This is a genomic window from Noviherbaspirillum malthae (assembly GCF_015352985.1).
Lineage (GTDB): Bacteria > Pseudomonadota > Gammaproteobacteria > Burkholderiales > Burkholderiaceae_D > Noviherbaspirillum > Noviherbaspirillum malthae.
In genome coordinates this window covers 1-18,012 of the sequence record NZ_JACYXF010000028.1, presented here as the reverse complement: position 1 = coordinate 18,012, position 18,012 = coordinate 1, and the positions used below count along the sequence as shown (strand labels likewise).

The 18,012-nt window shown below is 57.3% G+C and carries 17 protein-coding genes; 12 read left to right on the top strand and 5 right to left on the bottom strand.

What is annotated here, in order from left to right; translation table 11 throughout:
* The first annotated feature begins 140 nt into the window (after nucleotides 1-140).
* Entirely contained in the window at nucleotides 141-905 is a 765-nt protein-coding gene (locus tag IGW03_RS23040; RefSeq protein ID WP_194724878.1) for a molybdate ABC transporter substrate-binding protein, read from the top strand.
* Nucleotides 906-1,170: 265 nt separating this feature from the next.
* Here the strand turns inward: IGW03_RS23040 and IGW03_RS23035 are convergent, their stop codons facing one another.
* On the bottom strand, nucleotides 1,171-2,130 hold the full coding sequence (locus IGW03_RS23035) for a LysR family transcriptional regulator (RefSeq protein WP_323745017.1): 960 nt from the start codon (nucleotides 2,128-2,130) through the stop codon (nucleotides 1,171-1,173).
* A 218-nt stretch (nucleotides 2,131-2,348) separates the two neighbouring features.
* On the opposite strand from IGW03_RS23035, the gene uraD reads away from it, so the two are divergent.
* The 7 genes from uraD to IGW03_RS23000 all read left to right on the top strand — a co-directional run bounded on the left by uraD (nucleotide 2,349) and on the right by IGW03_RS23000 (nucleotide 7,672).
* Nucleotides 2,349-2,891 carry a 2-oxo-4-hydroxy-4-carboxy-5-ureidoimidazoline decarboxylase gene (uraD, locus tag IGW03_RS23030; protein ID WP_323745016.1) on the top strand — a complete coding sequence of 181 codons (543 nt, stop codon included), beginning with the start codon at nucleotides 2,349-2,351 and terminating at the stop codon, nucleotides 2,889-2,891.
* A gap of 140 nt (nucleotides 2,892-3,031) precedes the next feature.
* Nucleotides 3,032-3,370, top strand: a complete 339-nt coding sequence (gene uraH, locus IGW03_RS23025) for a hydroxyisourate hydrolase (RefSeq protein ID WP_194724876.1) — start codon at nucleotides 3,032-3,034, stop codon at nucleotides 3,368-3,370.
* 32 nt (nucleotides 3,371-3,402) lie between these two features.
* Complete coding sequence (uraH, locus tag IGW03_RS23020; protein ID WP_194724875.1) at nucleotides 3,403-3,756, top strand: hydroxyisourate hydrolase; 354 nt, start codon at nucleotides 3,403-3,405, stop codon at nucleotides 3,754-3,756.
* 79 nt (nucleotides 3,757-3,835) lie between these two features.
* Nucleotides 3,836-5,188, top strand: a complete 1,353-nt coding sequence (locus tag IGW03_RS23015; protein WP_194724874.1) for an MFS transporter — start codon at nucleotides 3,836-3,838, stop codon at nucleotides 5,186-5,188.
* 171 nt (nucleotides 5,189-5,359) lie between these two features.
* A complete protein-coding gene (locus IGW03_RS23010; RefSeq protein ID WP_267253582.1) occupies nucleotides 5,360-5,833 on the top strand; it encodes a nucleoside deaminase in 474 nt (157 codons plus the stop codon).
* Nucleotides 5,834-6,418: 585 nt separating this feature from the next.
* Nucleotides 6,419-7,039: an alpha/beta fold hydrolase gene (locus IGW03_RS23005; protein WP_194724872.1), complete on the top strand. Its 621-nt coding sequence runs from the start codon at nucleotides 6,419-6,421 to the stop codon at nucleotides 7,037-7,039.
* A 66-nt stretch (nucleotides 7,040-7,105) separates the two neighbouring features.
* Entirely contained in the window at nucleotides 7,106-7,672 is a 567-nt protein-coding gene (locus IGW03_RS23000; RefSeq protein ID WP_323745015.1) for a GNAT family N-acetyltransferase, read from the top strand.
* 163 nt (nucleotides 7,673-7,835) lie between these two features.
* On the opposite strand, the gene IGW03_RS22995 is transcribed toward IGW03_RS23000, so the two are convergent.
* Complete coding sequence (locus IGW03_RS22995; protein ID WP_194724871.1) at nucleotides 7,836-8,774, bottom strand: LysR family transcriptional regulator; 939 nt, start codon at nucleotides 8,772-8,774, stop codon at nucleotides 7,836-7,838.
* A 205-nt stretch (nucleotides 8,775-8,979) separates the two neighbouring features.
* On the opposite strand from IGW03_RS22995, the gene IGW03_RS22990 reads away from it, so the two are divergent.
* Together IGW03_RS22990 and IGW03_RS22985 are read left to right on the top strand one after the other, a co-directional pair.
* The gene (locus IGW03_RS22990) at nucleotides 8,980-9,942 is read left to right on the top strand and encodes a Bug family tripartite tricarboxylate transporter substrate binding protein (RefSeq protein ID WP_194724870.1); all 963 of its coding nucleotides are present in this window, start codon (nucleotides 8,980-8,982) and stop codon (nucleotides 9,940-9,942) included.
* Between the two features lie 28 nt (nucleotides 9,943-9,970).
* A complete protein-coding gene (locus IGW03_RS22985; protein ID WP_323745014.1) occupies nucleotides 9,971-10,720 on the top strand; it encodes a maleate cis-trans isomerase family protein in 750 nt (249 codons plus the stop codon).
* A 100-nt stretch (nucleotides 10,721-10,820) separates the two neighbouring features.
* Here the strand turns inward: IGW03_RS22985 and IGW03_RS22980 are convergent, their stop codons facing one another.
* Nucleotides 10,821-11,726, bottom strand: a complete 906-nt coding sequence (locus IGW03_RS22980) for a LysR family transcriptional regulator (RefSeq protein ID WP_194724869.1) — start codon at nucleotides 11,724-11,726, stop codon at nucleotides 10,821-10,823.
* 128 nt (nucleotides 11,727-11,854) lie between these two features.
* Between IGW03_RS22980 and IGW03_RS22975 the strand changes: the two genes are divergently transcribed.
* Together IGW03_RS22975 and IGW03_RS22970 are read left to right on the top strand one after the other, a co-directional pair.
* Nucleotides 11,855-12,673: a phytanoyl-CoA dioxygenase family protein gene (locus tag IGW03_RS22975; protein ID WP_194724868.1), complete on the top strand. Its 819-nt coding sequence runs from the start codon at nucleotides 11,855-11,857 to the stop codon at nucleotides 12,671-12,673.
* Nucleotides 12,670-13,572, top strand: a complete 903-nt coding sequence (locus IGW03_RS22970) for a phytanoyl-CoA dioxygenase family protein (protein WP_194724867.1) — start codon at nucleotides 12,670-12,672, stop codon at nucleotides 13,570-13,572. Before IGW03_RS22975 ends, IGW03_RS22970 begins: the two co-directional genes overlap by 4 nt.
* 30 nt (nucleotides 13,573-13,602) lie before the next feature.
* Here the strand turns inward: IGW03_RS22970 and IGW03_RS22965 are convergent, their stop codons facing one another.
* Both IGW03_RS22965 and IGW03_RS22960 read right to left on the bottom strand, forming a co-directional pair.
* Nucleotides 13,603-16,209: a sensor domain-containing protein gene (locus tag IGW03_RS22965; RefSeq protein ID WP_194724866.1), complete on the bottom strand. Its 2,607-nt coding sequence runs from the start codon at nucleotides 16,207-16,209 to the stop codon at nucleotides 13,603-13,605.
* Between the two features lie 350 nt (nucleotides 16,210-16,559).
* Nucleotides 16,560-17,705 (bottom strand): glutathione-independent formaldehyde dehydrogenase, encoded by a 1,146-nt coding sequence (locus IGW03_RS22960; RefSeq protein WP_194724917.1) that lies wholly within the window; start codon nucleotides 17,703-17,705, stop codon nucleotides 16,560-16,562.
* Between the last annotated feature and the right edge of the window lie 307 nt (nucleotides 17,706-18,012).

Sequence of the window (18,012 nt, the reverse complement as noted above, 5' to 3'; positions counted from 1 at the left end):
AGATTTCGAATTCCTTGAAAAATGCTTATGATAGGTAACGTTAGTCGGCTGTAGGGTTCCCTCTCCCACCTGGGCAAATTTTCTAGGTTAAGCTACAGCAATCAAAAAACATTTGCGCCGCCCAGCGAAAGGGTCACGGGATGAACGTCACAAAAAACGCATGGATCGCCGCCTTGGCCATCACGGCAAGCTGCCTGCACCCGGCACACGCGGAGGAGGTAAAAGTGCTGACTGCCGGCGCTTTCAAGCCAGTGGTTGCCTTGCTGGCGCCCGAGTTCGAAAAAGAGAGCGGCCATACCCTGCGGGTGGAAAATGATACCGCCGGCGCACTGGTTCGCCGCATCAAGGATGGCGAAGCCTTTGATGTGGCCGTTCTGACGCCGGAGGCATTGATCCAGTTGACGCAAGCCGGCAAGATAACGGCGGACAGCATTGTGAAGCTGGCCCGCGTATCTATCGGTGTAGCCATCAGGCTGGGACAGCCCGCCCCTGACATCAGCACGGTCGACGCCTTTCGCAAGTCATTGCTCGACGCGCCCAAAGTTGCCTACATTGACCCCGCAGCCGGCGGTTCAAGCGGCATCTATCTCGCGAAACTATTCGACAGACTGGGCATCGCCGCGCAGGTTCGTGACAAGGCGGTACTGGTGCCGGGCGGACTGGTCGCGCAGCGCGTGGTCAGCGGCGAGGCCGACATCGGCATTCACCAGATCAGTGAAATTCTGGCGGTGCCAGGCGCCGTACTCGTCGGTCCGCTGCCTGCGGACATCCAGAATGAAACCGTCTATGCCGGGGGCATCGGCGCCGCATCCGGCAAGCAGTCTGCGGCAAAGGCCTTTCTCACGCTGCTGGGCAGTGGCAGCGCAAAATCAGCGCTTAAATCCAAAGGCATGGATGCGCCTTGAAGTACCTGCCTGACCATAGCGGCCGCCAATAAAGGCGGTGCTGCATCACAGCACGGCTTTACCCGGGAGTTGAGTGTCCGTTTTCTGTAAAGTCGACAGGCAGACAAGGGCTGCATCCTGAAATTATCAGACAGTGCGCCCATGTCTGGACTTAAGTAAGAAAGCAGCCATTTGTGAAAATGCAGACGGGTCAAGCCATTCATGAACCAGAATTCAGGCATTGTGGCAACTTCAGACTTGTTGAATAGGCCGGTTGGAAAGCCGCTCATCGCGGAACAACATGCTGCTTCACAGGCGGCAGCTTTGTTGGTTTGCTGATGCCAATCTTCTGTTGCGCATGTCTGCTGGCGTCGGTGAAGAGCTGTCTTAACCACTCGTGCGCCCTCGAGCGGTGTGTACCTTCATGCCAGAGTTGATAGAACCGCATCTTCGGGAAGGGGACAGGCGGTTCGACGATGGCCAAAGGCAGAAATTTCGCATGGTACTCGGCAAAATGCCGGCTTGTGGTAAACACCAGATCCGTTTGTGACAGGAGATAGGGCGCCATTCCGAAAAACGGCAGCGTTATGACCGCATTGCGAGACAAACGCATGCTTGACAAGTGCGTCTCGACCACGCCGCGATGGGCATTTGAATAGGAGAGCGGAACGATATGCGCTGCGGCCAGGTAGTCGCTCTGCGTCATTTCCCGGACCAGCCTGTTATCCCTTCCCATCAGACAGACAACGTCGTCCTCCAGGAGCACGCCAAGATGCAGCTGAGGCGGCGGATTGGGCCAATTACCGATCACCAGATCCAGGTCCCCGTTCGCAAGCGCGGCTTCGTAATCAAGGTCTCCCCGCAATGGGATGACCGTCAGTCGAGTTAATGGCGCCTCTGAACGGAGACGCTTGACGACCTCATTCAGAAACGTGGCAATCATGAAGTCGGCGGCGCCGATACGAAATTCCCGTTGCGAAGTCGCGGCAACGTAATTCGACGGCTCGGCGAGCATGCGTGCCGTTTCATTCAAGATGACGCGTGCCGATGTCACCAACTCCAGTGCCCGTTCGGTGGGAATCATCTGACCCCGTTCGCGTACCAGCAGAGGGTCGTTGAACATCTCGCGCAAACGCTTCAATACCGCGCTGATGGCAGGCTGCGACTGATTGAGCCGGATGGCCGCCTTGGAGACACTGCGTTCGTTGATGAGCGTCTCCAGCACACGCAGCAGGAATGTATCCAAGGGATCAGCAGAACGCGACATGTCAGCAGGGGCGAAAGTAGACCAGCGGAAACCACAACAATATTGCATTCCGGCGTTGTTATCCGGACTATAACAGAATCAAGATTGTATGCAAAACGAGCCCCAACTATAGTCCATCCAACCGTCCGGCTGCGGTTTCAATTCAATCATGGACGAGCCGGCATCGTGCAAATCAAGGCTTCAAAGAAGGAGACAAAGTGGATTTGAATGCAATCAACCGCATGGGCAGCGCAGTTTTCATTGATACTTTCGGCAACGTGTTCGAGCATTCCCCCTGGGTTGCCCAGTCGGCATGGAAAGCCCAGCCTTTCGCGACTTACGACACCTTGTATCAGGCGATGTTTGACGCGGTGCGCCATGCTCCGACGACACAAATTCTCGATTTGCTTCGGGCGCATCCTGACCTCGCCGGAAAAGAGGCCCAGGAGGGCACCATGACGACGAATTCAGTCAGCGAGCAGGCAAGTGCAGGACTCGACGCCTTGTCGAAGGACGAGATGAAATCCATGCAGCGGCTTAACGCCGCTTACCGCGCCAAACACGGCTTTCCTTTCATTATCGCGGTGCGCAACTATTCGAAATCCGAGATTTTCAAGGAATTCGAGCGCCGCCTGCAGCATGATACGGAGATCGAATTCCACAACAATCTCGAGCAGATATTCGATATCGTCGGCATGCGCCTTGATCGATTGCTGTCCAGATATTCGGCACAAGAGAATTCGGAAAGGAAAGTGGCATGACGATAACGAGGCTCAATCGCCGGCACTTCCTTGCGGCCGGACTGGCTGCGGGCACATCCGCATTGGCGGGCTGCGCGAGCGTACCGGAAGCTGCCCCGCCTGCCGCATCCGTCAAAACGAACGGCCCAGGTCGGCTCACGATGCATGCAATCGATATCTGGACCGGTTTGCCGGCATCGGGAATGCGCGTCAGTCTTTCCATGCTTGACGGAAGTGCATACCGGCCCATGCGCACCTTCAATACAAATCAGGGCGGGCGCACTGACGCTCCGCTCTTCGAGGGCGAGACGTTTCTACGCGGAAGCTATGAGTTGCTATTGGATGTCGAACCGCATTATGCAAAGCTCAACACAGCCTTGCCCCGACCGTCCTTCCTGACCGAAGTACCGATCCGTTTCTCGATCGACGACCCACGCCAGCGATATCACATTGCGATTCTGCTGACCCCGTGGAGCTACTCTTATTACCGCGGCAGCTGAACACGCACTGAACACGCAAGAAGGAGACACTAATGGCCGGGATTACAACACATGTTCTCAACACTGCCACTGGCGCGCCGGGCGCAGGCATGCGCATCGATTTTTCAGTCTGGGACCAGGACCGCTATCGGTTGGTGAAGACGGTCTACACGAATCAGGATGGACGTACGGACCAGATGATTCTCAAACCGGAGGAGACCAGGATCGGCAAATACGAACTGGTATTCCATGTGCGCGAGTATTTCGCAAGAATGAAGACGCCAATGCCCGAACTCGCGTTCATCGATTCGGTACCGGTACGGTTTTCGGTGTTCGATACGAAACAGCATTATCACGTGCCGATGCTGGCCACACCGTGGTCTTGCACGACATACCGCGGAAGCTGAGGCATTCCTCATCCGCTTGTTTGCAACCACCTTTCAACCGACAACAATAAGTGCGCCGACAGCGCACAGGAGACATGACATGACATCGTCCAAAACGCACGGCGTGCGCGCTGTTCCGGCCGGAAGCGAGGCTGATCGCATCTATCGGAAAGTCACCTGGCACCTGATTCCATTTCTGGCCGCACTGTGGGTGCTTGCATGGCTTGACCGGGTCAATATCGGTTTTGCCAAGCTGCAGATGCTGAGTGACCTGAAATTTTCAGAGACCGTTTACGGCCTTGGCGCAGGCATTTTCTTTATCGGCTATTTTCTGTTCGAAGTGCCCAGCAACATGCTGCTGGAGCGCATCGGCGCAAAAAAGACCATTGCCCGCATCACCATCGGATGGGGGATCGTCAGCATACTGATGCTGTTCACCACGACGCCAACGCAGTTCTATATCTTGCGGTTTCTGTTAGGTGTCTTCGAGGCCGGATTCTATCCAGGCATCATCCTTTACCTGACTTACTGGTATCCGAGTGAGCGACGGTCGAAAGCATTTGGCCTTTTCATGTCAGCATCCGCGGTCGCCGGGATTATCGGCGGGCCACTGGCAGGCGTGATCATGACTTCGCTGAACAATTACCACGGCATGCATGGATGGCAATGGCTGTTCCTGATCGAAGGCATTCCATCCGTGATCGCCGGCTTCGTCACACTCGCGTATCTGACCGACAAGCCGATGCAGGCGGCCTGGCTGACCGAAAGCGAACGCGAGTTCCTGCGGCGCGACCTTGAGCGGGATGCAGCTGCGATCGGCCCGCGCGAACACAACTTCCTGGCTAGCCTGCGCAACATGAAGCTATGGTCGCTGGTCGCCATTTTCTTCTGCATCATCGCCGCCAATTCCACGCTGACGTTCTGGGCGCCGACAATTGTTAGAGACATGGGTGTCTCCGACTCCCTGCACGTAGGACTGCTGATCGGCGTCGTTTACCTCTTTGGTGCATGCGGAATGATCGCCAATGGCCATTTCGCGGACAAGACACGCCGGACCACGCTGCATGTCTCCGGTGCCGCCCTGCTGGGCGCAACTGCAATGGCGGCAATCGCCATATTTGCGCAGAATCCGGTGTTCGCCTTTATCGCTCTGACGGTGGCCGTGGTGGGAACGATGAGCGCGATTCCGGTGTTCTGGCAACTGCCGAGCCTGTATGTCTCCGGCACCGCTGCTGCGGCTGGCGTCGCCATGATCAACTCGATTGCAAATCTTGCCGGCTTCGGTGCACCTTATGCCATGGGTGTCATCAAGGATACGGGTGGCTCGCTGTCTGCCGGATTGCTGGGAGTCGCCGTGATCGAAGCAGTCGGTGCTTTACTCATTCTGCTGCTGATCAGGCCGCCCAAGCCGGTAGAGAAAGAGAAGAATCAGCTCAATACAGCCACACATTGATCGGGCACTTCCCTTAAGGCGCATAGAACCCGTCTTCAGCAATGCGCCAGGTTTATTTATGCTGCGATGACGTCAGGCCGGAGATGGCGCGGCATCATGCGCAGCCATCTTCATCACCACCCTATGTCCAGCTTTTGCAGGAGAGAATACGTGTCACGTCAGGAACAATACATGATGGAAGCCCTGCAGCTTGCGATGGACAATGTTCGAGACCGGCATACCTGGCCGTTTGGTGCAGTACTGGTGAAGGATGGGGAGGTTGTAGCACGTGCCGTCAATGAGGTCGATGCCAATTGTGATCCGACCGCGCATGCCGAAATGCAGGCGCTGCGAACAGCCGCCAGAGCCCTTAGCTCCACCGACCTGAGCGGCGCGGAGGTATATGCAAGCGGTTATCCCTGCCCCATGTGCCTTACCGCCATGTATCTTTCCGGCGTAACCAGGGTCTATTACGCCTACTCCAATGAAGATGGCGCGCCTTTTGATCTATCCGCCGAAAACGGCTATCTCGAAATTGCTCGCCCAATCGATGCGCGGCATATGAAGCTTCGATCACTCCCGGTGAGACTGGAAGGGCAGGACATATATGAAGCCTGGCACAACCATGTCACTGCGATGAATATAAAGCGAGAAGATGCCTCATAAGGAAAGAGTAACAGCTGACTGCGGGCTGTACCTCGAGCTCTGCCGCGAAATCGTTGGATACCGCAAGAGCGAGCGCATGACGCAGTGGTTGGCCGTACGAGTGCCATGGCATGCGGTGCGCATGCGCTACCGTCAGGCGCTGCGCCAGTTCAACATGCGCGCCGATGTCATGCAAAGGAAAGTGCCATGACAACGCCTCCATGGAGGCGTTCAGGGTAGTCTGCGGAATGAATTGACGCATCATCAGCGCTATCCGTCACGCCTCCCTGCCGAAGCGGCGCTTCGTGCGTACATCGAGATCTTCTGCAATTGTCTGCAGAACCATTCTTGTCCTGGCTGCGTAACATCTGCAGCATTCATATATGCCTTCAGGTACATGGCGAAGTTGGACGCTATCCGTAGACCGCATTCCGCTTCAGCCTGATCGAAACCGCACGTCGGGAAAGCCCCGGGAAGGATGCACTCGACAAGACTTCAGCACAGGCATGCGCCGGCCACAAGCGGTCGCCAGGATACGGCGCCGAGAATTGCAACAATTTATAATTGCTCCTTCGCCGCTCTAGCCAAAACTTGAGGAAGCACACATTGCTTACACCGTCAAAGCTGCTTTTCCTGCCAGGTGCATCCGGTAACAAGGATTTTTGGAAACCGCTAGCTAATCAACTAAACAGCCGCGCAGCCAAGTCAATCATCGGGTATCCAGGTTTTGGTCAGGAGCCGGCAATCCCAGCCGTCAATAGCTTTTCCGATCTCGTTGGAATGGTCGTCTCTCATATCGACCAGCCGACCGCCTTGATTGGTCAGTCGATGGGCGTGTTAGCCACATACGCCGCACTTCGAAGACCTGACTTGGTGACCCATCTGGTTCTGGCCGTCACTTCCGGCGGGATGGATATGACATCCCTAGGTGCTCAAGATTGGCGTGAGGGATTTGCAAGCGCATATCCCTCACTTCCCGACTGGTTTTTATCATTCAAATCGGATATATCGCCTGAACTCGGAAAAATTTCCCAGCCGGTTCTTCTGCTATGGGGTGATGTTGATCCACTTAGTCCGGTCGCGGTTGGACACAGGCTACTTGAATTGCTTCCAAACGCGCGGATGCACGTGGTCTCTGGCGGCGATCACGATTTGGCCCACGTTCATGCGAAAGAAATCGCGCCGTTTGTCGACGCCCATCTGATGCAGATCTCATCCGAGCGGTGATGGCCGTCTGCTTTCTGCAAGTCGCAGTGACAGGAAGCAGTCGCAATCGGATTTCAGGATATTGCCGTGACGGCATCTACCGTGAGACCATCAAGCCTTTGCCATTTCGAGCAATATATGAAAGTTCGACTGACTGAAGCAAAGGACTGGATGTTGTTGAAGCAAGTCCGTCTGGCAGCGCTCTCCGATACGCCGACAGCATTTGGTGTGAGCTACGAAACGGCCGCCAAATACACTGACGAGCAATGGCAGGAGCGAGCTTCGGCTACGGCTGGACCAGAATTCTGGTTGGCTTTTGTCCATGGCGCGCCGGTCGGAATGATAGGCGCTGGCCTCAGTCGAGAAAATCGCTACAGCTTGATCGGGATGTGGATCGGCCCGCGCGTGCGTGGCTCGGGCATTGCGTCAACTCTGGTTGAAGCAGTTAAATTTCGAGCCCGGCAGAAAGGGCATGAGCGAATTTTTCTGGATGTTTCCCCAGACAATGGAAGGGCAGCAAACTTCTATTTGAAGCAGGGCTTCGTTTTCATTGATGAGTACGAACCCTTGGCAAGCTACCCGCATATCACGGTACAAACAATGGTATGGTTGGCAAATGGTGCTGTCGACCAGGCCGGGGGATCAGCCTCTTGACTTCCTCCTGGAGACGCGTCCCATCCATCGGTGCTAGGCACCTCGCGACCATGAGCGGCCACTCGCCACACGGTTTCAATGCTTGAACGCGGAGGAAGATCAGCCAGCAGCTTGTAAAGCGGCATGGCATTGGTACTGACGGGGGTATGGACTTGCTCTTTCATCAGCGCAGCGCAGGATTTTCATTCGTCTCTCTGCGAGCGAGGGCGTAGGCGGCCTCCTCACTCAGTGTCGCGGCCAGTAACCTGACCGGCATCGGCAGTGCGCGCGCATCCCGCACTGCCAGAAGCAGCCGCCGTTCCGCCCAGCGCTCATGCAGGCGCAGAATCACCAAACCCGAGCGCTTTACCTGCGGCGCCGGCAGCGGCAATACGCCAATCCCCATGCCGGCTTCCACCATCCTGCACACCACATCGAAGCTCCTGACCTGGGTGCGCAATTTCAGCGTTTTCTGAAGCCGGCTGCCTTCGGCGTACAAGCGCTCGGTCAGCGATGTCGCTTCCGACAGGCTCACGAAATCATAGTCGAGCGCATCCGAAAACGTAACTGTCTTGCTGCGCGCCAGCGGATGTCCCTTGGGAACGACCAGTCCCAGATGCTGGTCCCGATAGGAAAAGACTTCCAGCCCCTCGGCAGGCGTCGGTTCCGCGAAGATGCCGATGTCGGTCCGGTTTTCTCGTACGCCGGCGACAACGTCCCCGCTATTGCGTTCTTCGATATCGATCTGGATTCCTGAATGCGAGTTAACGAAGGCATGCAAGTCGTCGGGAAGAAATTGGGTAAGGGCCGATGTGTTGGCCCAGATTCGCACCTGTCCCCGCACCCCGGCTGCGTAATCCGAAAGTACGCCCGACATCCGCGCTATTCCCTGGAGGATGCCGAGCGAATGCTGAAAGCAGGCGTTACCCGCCTCGGTCAAGGTGACGCCGTTGGCATGGCGAAACAGCAAGGGCGTTCCGAGATGCGCCTCGAGATCGGAAATGCGCCGGCTTGCCGCGGCCAAAGCCAGGCTCGACTGCTGGGCGCCGCGGGTAATGCTGCCGGTCCTGGCAATAGCGACGAACAGGCTGAGTGTGACGAGATCGAAGCGGGCGATGTTCATGAATATCCTTTGACCTGCCGGGCGCCATGCGGGCAACTGCCGTGGCACGACAGTAATACCCGCACTATAACAAGCCTTCGCAATCCGCGAAGGCTATGAATCGCAAATGACGAAATCTCAATTCCCGGAGAATCGGATACAGTTCGATACTGAAAAAAGTGACTGCAAGAGCACTTCCCCTTGATTGACATAATGGAGACAGACTATGTTGCGCAAGCTTGCCTGTACTGCCGCCGTACTCTTATGGTCCGCAGCCACAACCGCCCAGGACCTTCCGTCTAAGCCTATCTCGCTGATCGTGCCGAACCCGCCGGGCGGCCTGGTAGACGCATCGGCACGCCTTGTCAGCGAACCGCTGGCGCGCGCGCTCAACCATTCCGTCCTGGTTGACAACCGCCCTGGCGGCAGCGGCAACATCGCCTACCAGGCGGTGGCCCGTTCCGCCGCGGACGGGTCGACGCTTCTGGTTTCCTACTCCGCGTATCACACCGGCAATCCGGCGCTGATGCGCAAACTGCCCTGGGACCCTGTCAAGGATTTCACGCCGGTGGCGCTTGTAACAGTAGCCACCAACGTCGTTGCCGTCCATCCCTCGCTGCCGGTGAACAACCTGAAGGAGCTGGTCGCTTACCTTAAAAAGCATCCTGGCACGGTGAATTATGCTTCCCAGGGCAACGGGTCCTTGTCCCACATTGGAACGGAGCTGTTCAAGCAGCAGACCGGCACGGATATCGTTCACGTGCCGTACAAGGGATCGGGCCAGGCGATACAGGACGTCCTGGCAGGCCAGGTGCAATTGTTCATTACGACACCGCCCTCGGTAATGCAGCACGTGCAGAGCGGCAAGCTCAAGGCGCTGGCCATTGCCGGCAAGACGCGGCATCCCATGATGCCCAATGTGCCGACAACGGCGGAAGCCGGGATTCCCGGCTTCGAGCTGGAAGCCTGGGTTGCACTGTTCGCGCCGGCCGGCACGCCGCCTGCGGTCGTCAACAAGATCAGTCAGGGCGTCAAGCAGTCTCTGGAACAGCCGGACACGAAGCAGCGTGCGGCGCAGCAGGGTGTCGAACTCCGCTATCAGTCGCCGCAAGCTCTGGGTAGCTTCCTGCGCAAGGAGATCGACTACTGGGGCCAGGTCATCAAGACCGCCAACATTACTCTCGACTAAACACAATCGAAAGAATTCAAATTACGCCATGAGAAGCTATCGCATCGGACAGATCGTCCCCAGCAGCAACACCACGATGGAAACCGAGATTCCGGCCATGCTGCGCGGGCGTGAATCCATCGAGCCGGAACGCTTCACCTTTCACTCCAGCAGAATGCGCATGAAGCGGGTGACGAAGGAAGAACTTGCGGCGATGGACGCTGACTCCGACCGCTGCGCGCTGGAACTGTCGGACGCGCGGGTCGATGTGCTGGGCTATGCCTGCCTCGTCGCCATCATGAGCATGGGCCGCGGTTATCACAGGGTTTCCGAAGAGCGCCTGCATGCGCGGACAGTGGAAAACAATGGCCCGGCACCGGTCGTCACCAGCGCCGGCGCCCTGGTACACGGGCTCGGCAAGCTGCAGGCCAAGAAGATTGCCGTCATTGCGCCTTATATGAAACCGCTGACCGAACTGGTCGTCGATTACATCCAGCATGAAGGCATCGAAGTGCTTGACTGCATTTCGCTGGAAATTGCCGACAACCTTGCGGTAGGCGCCCGGGATCCGAATGCCTTGATCGAAATCTCCCGAAAACTGAACACAGCCAACTGCGATGCCGTGGTGCTATCGGCCTGCGTGCAGATGCCGTCGCTGGCTTCGATCCAGCCGGTACAGGACCGCATCGGCCTGCCTGTTGTGTCGGCCGCGGCTTGCACAACTTATCAGATGCTTGAAAAGCTGGATCTCAAGCGCATCGCGCCGAATGCCGGTGCTTTGCTGTCGGGTGAGTACTAGAGCGCTTTCGCCCTGCGCTGCTTGCCCAGGCATTCGATATCTGGTCGCATGCAGCGCTATTCCAACGATGGCCGATTACGGATTTTCCGCTTGCGGCGACTCATTCCATCCGCATTGAGAACTGCTCCGTCATGATCCGCTTGGAGCTTTCAACGAATGCCGTGAGCAGTGAAGAAGGATTGGCATGCGTCCATGCGAGGAATACCTCACTTTGCAACTGCTTTTCTCGCAGCGGCTTGTACACCAGATTTTCAAAACGCAATCGCTGTACTGAAGAAGGCACGAACGCGACGCCCACGCCAGAGCTGACCAGGCCAAGAGCGGTATATACCTGACCGACTTCGAGAGATGCCTTCGGGACGAAGCCGGCTCTGGCGCAGGCGAGATTGATCCCGGCGTGATAGTCGGGCGCCAGGCTTTGAGTGTAGTTGATGATGCGCTCCTCGGCGCACTCGCTGACGGAAATGACATCTCGCCCGGCAAAGGCATGAGTGCTCGGCACGGCAAGCACGAAATTTTCCTTGAGCAGCATCTCCTTCGAGACTCCGTCAAGGTCGACCACAGGGCGGACAAATGCAATATCGATCTCTCCTCGCATGAGTGCCTGGACCTGGTCGACAACCGGATACCAGCGTAGCTGAACCTCGACGTCTGGAAAACCTTCCTGAAAGGCACGCAGGACAGGCGGAAGCAGCGTGTATGCGGTCTGCTCGAAAAAGCCTACTGCGAGCCGGCCGATTTCGCCGCGCTGCGCGCGCTGGGTTTCGACTATCGCTGAGTCGGCGGCGAGCAGGATCTGCCTTGCCTTGTCCAGGAAAACCCGGCCCGCATTGGACAATTCGATATGCCGTCGCGTCCGAATCAGCAAGGTAACGCCGAGTTCCTGTTCAAGTTCCAGGATTTGCCGGCTGAGCGGCGGCTGCGATATATGCAGCCGCGCTGCGGCCTTGGTGAAATGCAACTCTTCCGCAACGGCAACGAAATACCGTAGATGGCGCAGGTCCACGTTGATACCTCACAGGCATGAACAACCAACCAATTATATATTTTACGAATGGATGCGTAGAACCTATGATTGGCTTAACAGGAGTACCGATAGAACCCTAGTGGAATTGCTCTTGAAAGGACGGAGACATGCAACTCTCAAAACAACAGCTGGACACCTACGAACGCGATGGTTTCCTGGTCATGCCGGGCCTGTTTTCGGCGGATGAAATCCGAGCTATGAAGGCTGACCTGGAGCGTATCCAGAAAGTCGATACCGATCATCTCGTGCGCGAACGCACCGGTGGCATTGCCAAGACCATCTATCGCGTCCACGAAGCCGACGGGCCGACGGCATCCGCGGTGTTCCATGCGGCGGCACGCTCGCCGCGCTTGCTGAAGCCTGCGCAGGCACTGCTCGGCGACGAGGCGCTGTATGTGTACCATACCAAGTGCAATCTCAAAACCGCGATTGATGGATCGGTGTGGCAGTGGCATCAGGACTATGGCACCTGGAAAAAGGACGGCGTGTCGGAGCCGTCGCTGACGACCGCGCTCATCATGCTCGACGAGCCCACGCAATTCAACGGCTGTCTCTACTTCATTCCGGGTAGCCATAAGGTAGGCAATCTCGATCCCCAGTTCGATGAGTCGACGGCCTATAAATTCTGGGTCGTGCCGAAAGAGCGGCTGCTTGAGATCATGGAGCGCAGTCCCGAGCCTGTGCCAATCACCGGCGAACCGGGCACGGTGGTATTTTTCCACCCCAATATCCTGCATGCCTCCGGGCATAACCTGTCACGCCACGACCGCTGGGCTATCTATATCGTCTACAACCCGGTTGTAAACCGGCCCAACGATGTCCCTAATCCACGGCCTGACTATGTGCGTTCCACCAACTTTACACCGCTAATTGCCGGCACCGACGACATTCTGGCTGCGGACTCTGCGGCGGAGGTGACGGCATGAGCGCAATACCAGCAATGAAAGAGGCATGGTCCGGGACACGCGCTCATGAACGGATCCTGACCAATGATCAGGTCGAGGAGTATCGAGGTGCCGGCTTTCTGACAATTCGTAACGCTTTTGATTCGACGCTGCTACAGCGATTGACCGCGACGATAGACCGTTTGTGGAATGAAGGAAGCGCGCTGGAAAATAAAACCAGACATTTCGACCTCGATCCTGCACACCGTCCTGGCAATCCTCGCATCCGCCGCATTTCCAGTCCCACCGAACTCGACGATGTGTTCGTCGAGGTGGCATTCGATTCCGTTCTGGGCGATATTGCCGCCGACCTGATTGGCGGGCCGGTGAAGTTCTATCACTCCAAGGTGAATTTCAAATTGCCGGACGGCGGCGCCGAGATCGGCTGGCACCAGGACTGGCCAGTCTTTCCGCATACGAACACGAACATCGTCGCGCTGAGCATACCGATCAATCCATCACGCAGCGGAAATGGCTGTCTGCAGACCGTTCCCGGGAGCCATAAGCAGGGACCGCGCAGCCATTGGGTGAACGGCCAATACGCATTGAACTGCAATGCCAGCATGAGTCAAGACGACTTCGCGCGCGTGGTAGACAATGAACTCGATCCGGGCGATGTCGTTGCCCATCATGGCCTGGCGGTGCACGGCTCGAGCGCAAACTTGTCCGACATGATCCGCACGACCTACATCATTCAGTATGTCGCCGCTGACGCCTTCGCCTATACGGCGCCGGTCATCGACAGTCGCCACCGCAATCGGATGGTGCGCGGCGAGCCGGCACGATATGCGCGCGTCGAGCAGGGGTTGATCGAGCTGCCTCCCGACTTTAGTGCCGGCTACTCGTCCATCTACTCCCTCCAGGAAAGCAACAAGCGTTGATCTTTGGCGCGCGTAGGGCTGGCGCCTGACTCAACCGGTAGTCCGGGCTGCCAGCATGTCTTCGAAGTCGTGCGGCAGCAGCGGCTTCGAAAACCAGTGACCTTGGCCGTAATCGCAACCAGCCGCTTGCAAAATTCTCACTTGCCCGTCGGTCTCGATACCTTCGGCAATCACCTTCAGTCCCAGCTTGTGTGCCATCACGATAATCGATTCAGCAATGGTCCTGCTTCCTGCATTGACTTCCATGTCGCGCACGAAGGACTGGTCAATTTTGAGGTAGTCGATATCGAACTTCTTCAGGTATGCCATGGACGAATAGCCGGTACCAAAATCGTCCAAAGCTACCTGGATGCCCGCATCCCGATATTGCAGCAATGTGTCGGCGACCGCAGGCGACGCGTTCAGCAATACGCCTTCCGTGATTTCGACAGAGATGCTGTTTCCCGGCAGGCCATGTTCCTCGAGAAAGAGCGGCCAGCTGGTGCTATTTGACTTGGACAGGAACTGGACCGGCGAACGGTTGACGCTGATCTGGAACGGTTGGCCGGCTTTTTTTCTCCAGCGCTGGGACCAGGAAGCGGCTTCCCTGAACACCCAGTCACCGATGTCATGGATGAGCCCCGACTCCTCTGCAATAGGAATGAAGAGCGATGGCGGCACCAGGCCAAGTTTGGGGTGGTGCCAGCGCAACAGGGCCTCGGCCTTGAAAATGTGGCGCGACGACAACTCCACGACCGGCTGATAGTGAACCTGCAGCTGGCCGCCTGCTCGCGCTTTGCGCAAGTCACGCCTCAATCGCAAGCGCATAAGTGCCTCTTGCTGCATGGACCGGGTGAAATAGCGAAATTGGTTGCGGCCAGCGGCTTTGGCCGAATACATCGCCTGGTCGGCATTGCGTATCAAGTCTTCCGGCTCACTGGCATCATCGGGATACAAGGTAATGCCAACGCTGGCCGAAATGTGGGCGACGTCCTCCTTGATGCGAAATGGTCTTGCCAGGGCAGCGATGATTTTTTGGGTAATGCTTTCCAGATGTGCCTGATCATTGAGATCAGTCAGGATGACAGTAAATTCGTCGCCTCCAAGCCGGGCGACGGTCTCGGACTCGCGCACGCAGGCCAGCAGACGGTCGCTTGCCTGCTTGAGCAACAGGTCGCCGGCGTCGTGGCCAAACAAATCGTTGACTTCCTTAAACCCGTCGAGGTCGATAAAGAGGAGTGCCAGCTCAGAGCACGTGCGATGCGCCTTTCTGACTTCCTGTTCCAGACGGTCGCGAAACAGGCGCCGGTTCGGCAGCCCGGTCAGCGTATCGAAACTGGCGTGGCGCCAAATCAACTCGTCTGACTCCTTCTTCTGTGAAATATCCGACAGGGTGCCGGTCATGCGGCTTGGCCTGCCCGCTTTGTCCCGGCCCGCCACCACAGCGCGCGCCAATACCCATTTCCAGCTTCCGTCCTTGCAACGCAGCCGATGTTCACTCTCATACGGGAGTCCGTCGATGCATGCATATAGTTCGCTTAAGGCGGCCTCACGGTCCTCGGGATGGAGGCGCTTTTCCCATTCAACGAACGTGTTTCCTATTTCATCCTCGGCGTACCCAAGTATTTCTTTCCAGCGGCTGGAATACGTGACTTCGCTGGTTGGGATGTTCCAGTCCCAGACCCCGTCCCGCGCCCCTTCGATAGCCAGCTTCCAGCGTTCATTGCTGCTTGCGAGCGCGTCTTTCGCCCGCTTCTGCTCGGTGACGTCATGACCCTGGACGAAAACGCCGGATATGGCGCCATCCGGGGCAAACAGTGGCTGGAACACAATGTCGACGTAGCGCTCGCTCATGGGGGCGCCCGGCGTGCGCTGAAACTGCACCGGTTTCTCACGACCGACAAAGGGCTGGCCGCTGGCCATCACCTGGTCGAGCAATTCGAAATATCCCTGCTCCTTCAGTTCGGGAAGCGCCTCGCGCACCGGCTTGCCAATCAGTTCGCGGTGCCCAACCAGCTGGTAATAGGCGTTATTGACAATCTCGTAGATGAATTCGGCGCCATGCAGAATGGCGACAAAGCCGGGCGCCTGCTCGAAGACGCGACGCAGCCGCGCTCGTTCCTCGATCAGCTTGCGATTGCTTTCTTCCAGAAGCTGCCCGTGACTGAGGAGAGAGCCTTCGGTCAGAAAGCTGAAATCATAGTCATCATCGGCTGTCCCGAGAGCTTTCTTCAGCGTATAGAGCTCGGTGACTTCAATCGGGTTCTGGATGATGAACTTGACTTTGCCTTGAGGGGCCAATACCGGAGTATGGACAATGCTCCAGTATCGCTCGTCGAACACGGGGCCGTCCGGCGTATGACGGGCTACGGAATACCGGACCATCATGATGGTATCGGGCCTGCCGGTGTGAATGGCGCGCTCGATGGAAGCCTGAATCGTGCGCTGATTGCCGTTATCCTGCTCGCCGGGACTGGTCGGAAAGGCGTCGAACAAATATCGGCCGACGATTTGCTCGCGGGGTCTGCCGGCAGCACGCAAATAGGCGGCATTTGCGTCGATGACGGTCAAGTCGGTGGAAAGCAGCAGGAAAGGGTAGGGGGCGGCTTCCAAGGCTGCGGCGCCGTCCTCGGTCGCGGGGAGGAAAGCACAGCTCATAAATAGTCCTATGCTGACAAGCTCATGCAATCTCTAATTATTCGACGAGCCGAACTTATGCGCCATTCCGTCGATATGCAACAATATTCAATTACCACTTATTTGGTGTTTTCCCCATAGCCGAACCTTGGTGCGGGCTCCATAGATGGGCATAGCTCGCACCAGGACCTATCGCTTTGCGTCCTTGCAAGGTGGCGGACAGGAAACGCTCGGCCAACATTTCGTTGCACTCGATCCGGAGCGGACACTGATCAGCATTTGTCCGGTAGTTAAGGCCTGTAATGCAAGCCCAGCAAGTCTTCGAGCTGGGCTTCCAGGCACCATCTACCTCAAGACAAGGCGCACTCCTTTCATTTTCCAGGCTTCAGGATGCATTTCGTCCAGCCGTGGTCGCGCGCGTCGAAATGCTGGTAGGCCTCCGACGCCTTGCTCAGTTCGAGCTCATGCGAAACGATGAACGAGGGCTTCGCCCGGCCGGCATGGATCAGGTCGCGCAGCTGGCGGTTGTAGGCTTTGACATTGCACTGTCCGGTGGCGATATGCTGGCCCTTGAACCAGGACAAGCCCCAGTCGAACACGATCTCGCCCTTCTTGGCCAGGTCGTCAGTTGCGCCGGGATCCTGTGGCACGAACACCCCGACCACACCGATGCCGCCGGTGAACTTCACCGACTTGACGAGGTTGTTCATGGTCAGATTGGGAATCTCGTGTCCGGCGGGATCATGGCATTGGTAGCCGACACACTCGCAGCCGACATCGGCGCCCAGGCCATGGGTAAGCTCCATGATGCGATCGACCGGATTGACCTTCGAGTCGTCGATGGCGATTGCGCCTATCGATTCCGCCAGCCGAAGCCGGTCGGGGTGGCGATCGACCACCATCACATTGCATGCGCCCTTGATCATCGCTGAATGCGCGGCCATCAGCCCGACCGGACCCGAGCCGTAGATGACGACGGCATCGCCCGGCCGCATGCCGGCCAGTTCGGTGACATGCCAGCCGGTCGGGAAGATATCGGCCACCATCACATAGTCGTTCTGCTTTTGCTCGGCGTCGGGCGGCAGTTTCAGGCAGTTGAAATCGGCCCATGGAACGCGCAGGTATTCCGCCTGTCCGCCCTGATACGGCCCCATGTCAGCGAAACCGTAGGCGGCGCCTGCCATGCCCGGCTGGGGATTGGCAGTCAGGCAGAATGCGGTCAATCCCTTTTCGCAATTGCGGCAATGGCCGCAGCTGACATTGAATGGCATGCAGACCCAGTCCCCGACTTGAAGGCGCTCGACCGCTGGCCCCACTTCCATGACCTTGCCCAGATTCTCATGCCCGAAAATCCTTCCCTTTTCGAAGTCGGTCCTGCCTTCGAACATATGCAGATCCGAACCGCAGATATTGGTGCTTGTGATCTGCACGATCGCATCAGTCGGCTTCTCGATTTTCGGATCGGGCACGTTTTGCACGCTGACATCGCGTGGCCCTCTATAAACCACTGCTTTCATCATTGTTCTCCAGTTCTTGCGCGTGCCCGCCTGACGCGGATCCCTGAAGTGACGGGCTCCGTGAGCCGGACCGGACAGCGTTGACACACAACCCGCGCCGACTGCACGCGGGGCCTCGACTCCCGGATATCAAGCGATATCCAGTACGGATCCGCGGCCTGCACCGCGGCAGTCTACGGCCTAGAGGCTGTTATGAACTAATGAAATAGCAACAAGTCCATGGCGACATGGCTTCCAGAAAACCCTATCCAAGCGACGTGCAAGACGAAGAATGGGACTTCGTTGCACCTTACCTATCGTTACTGCC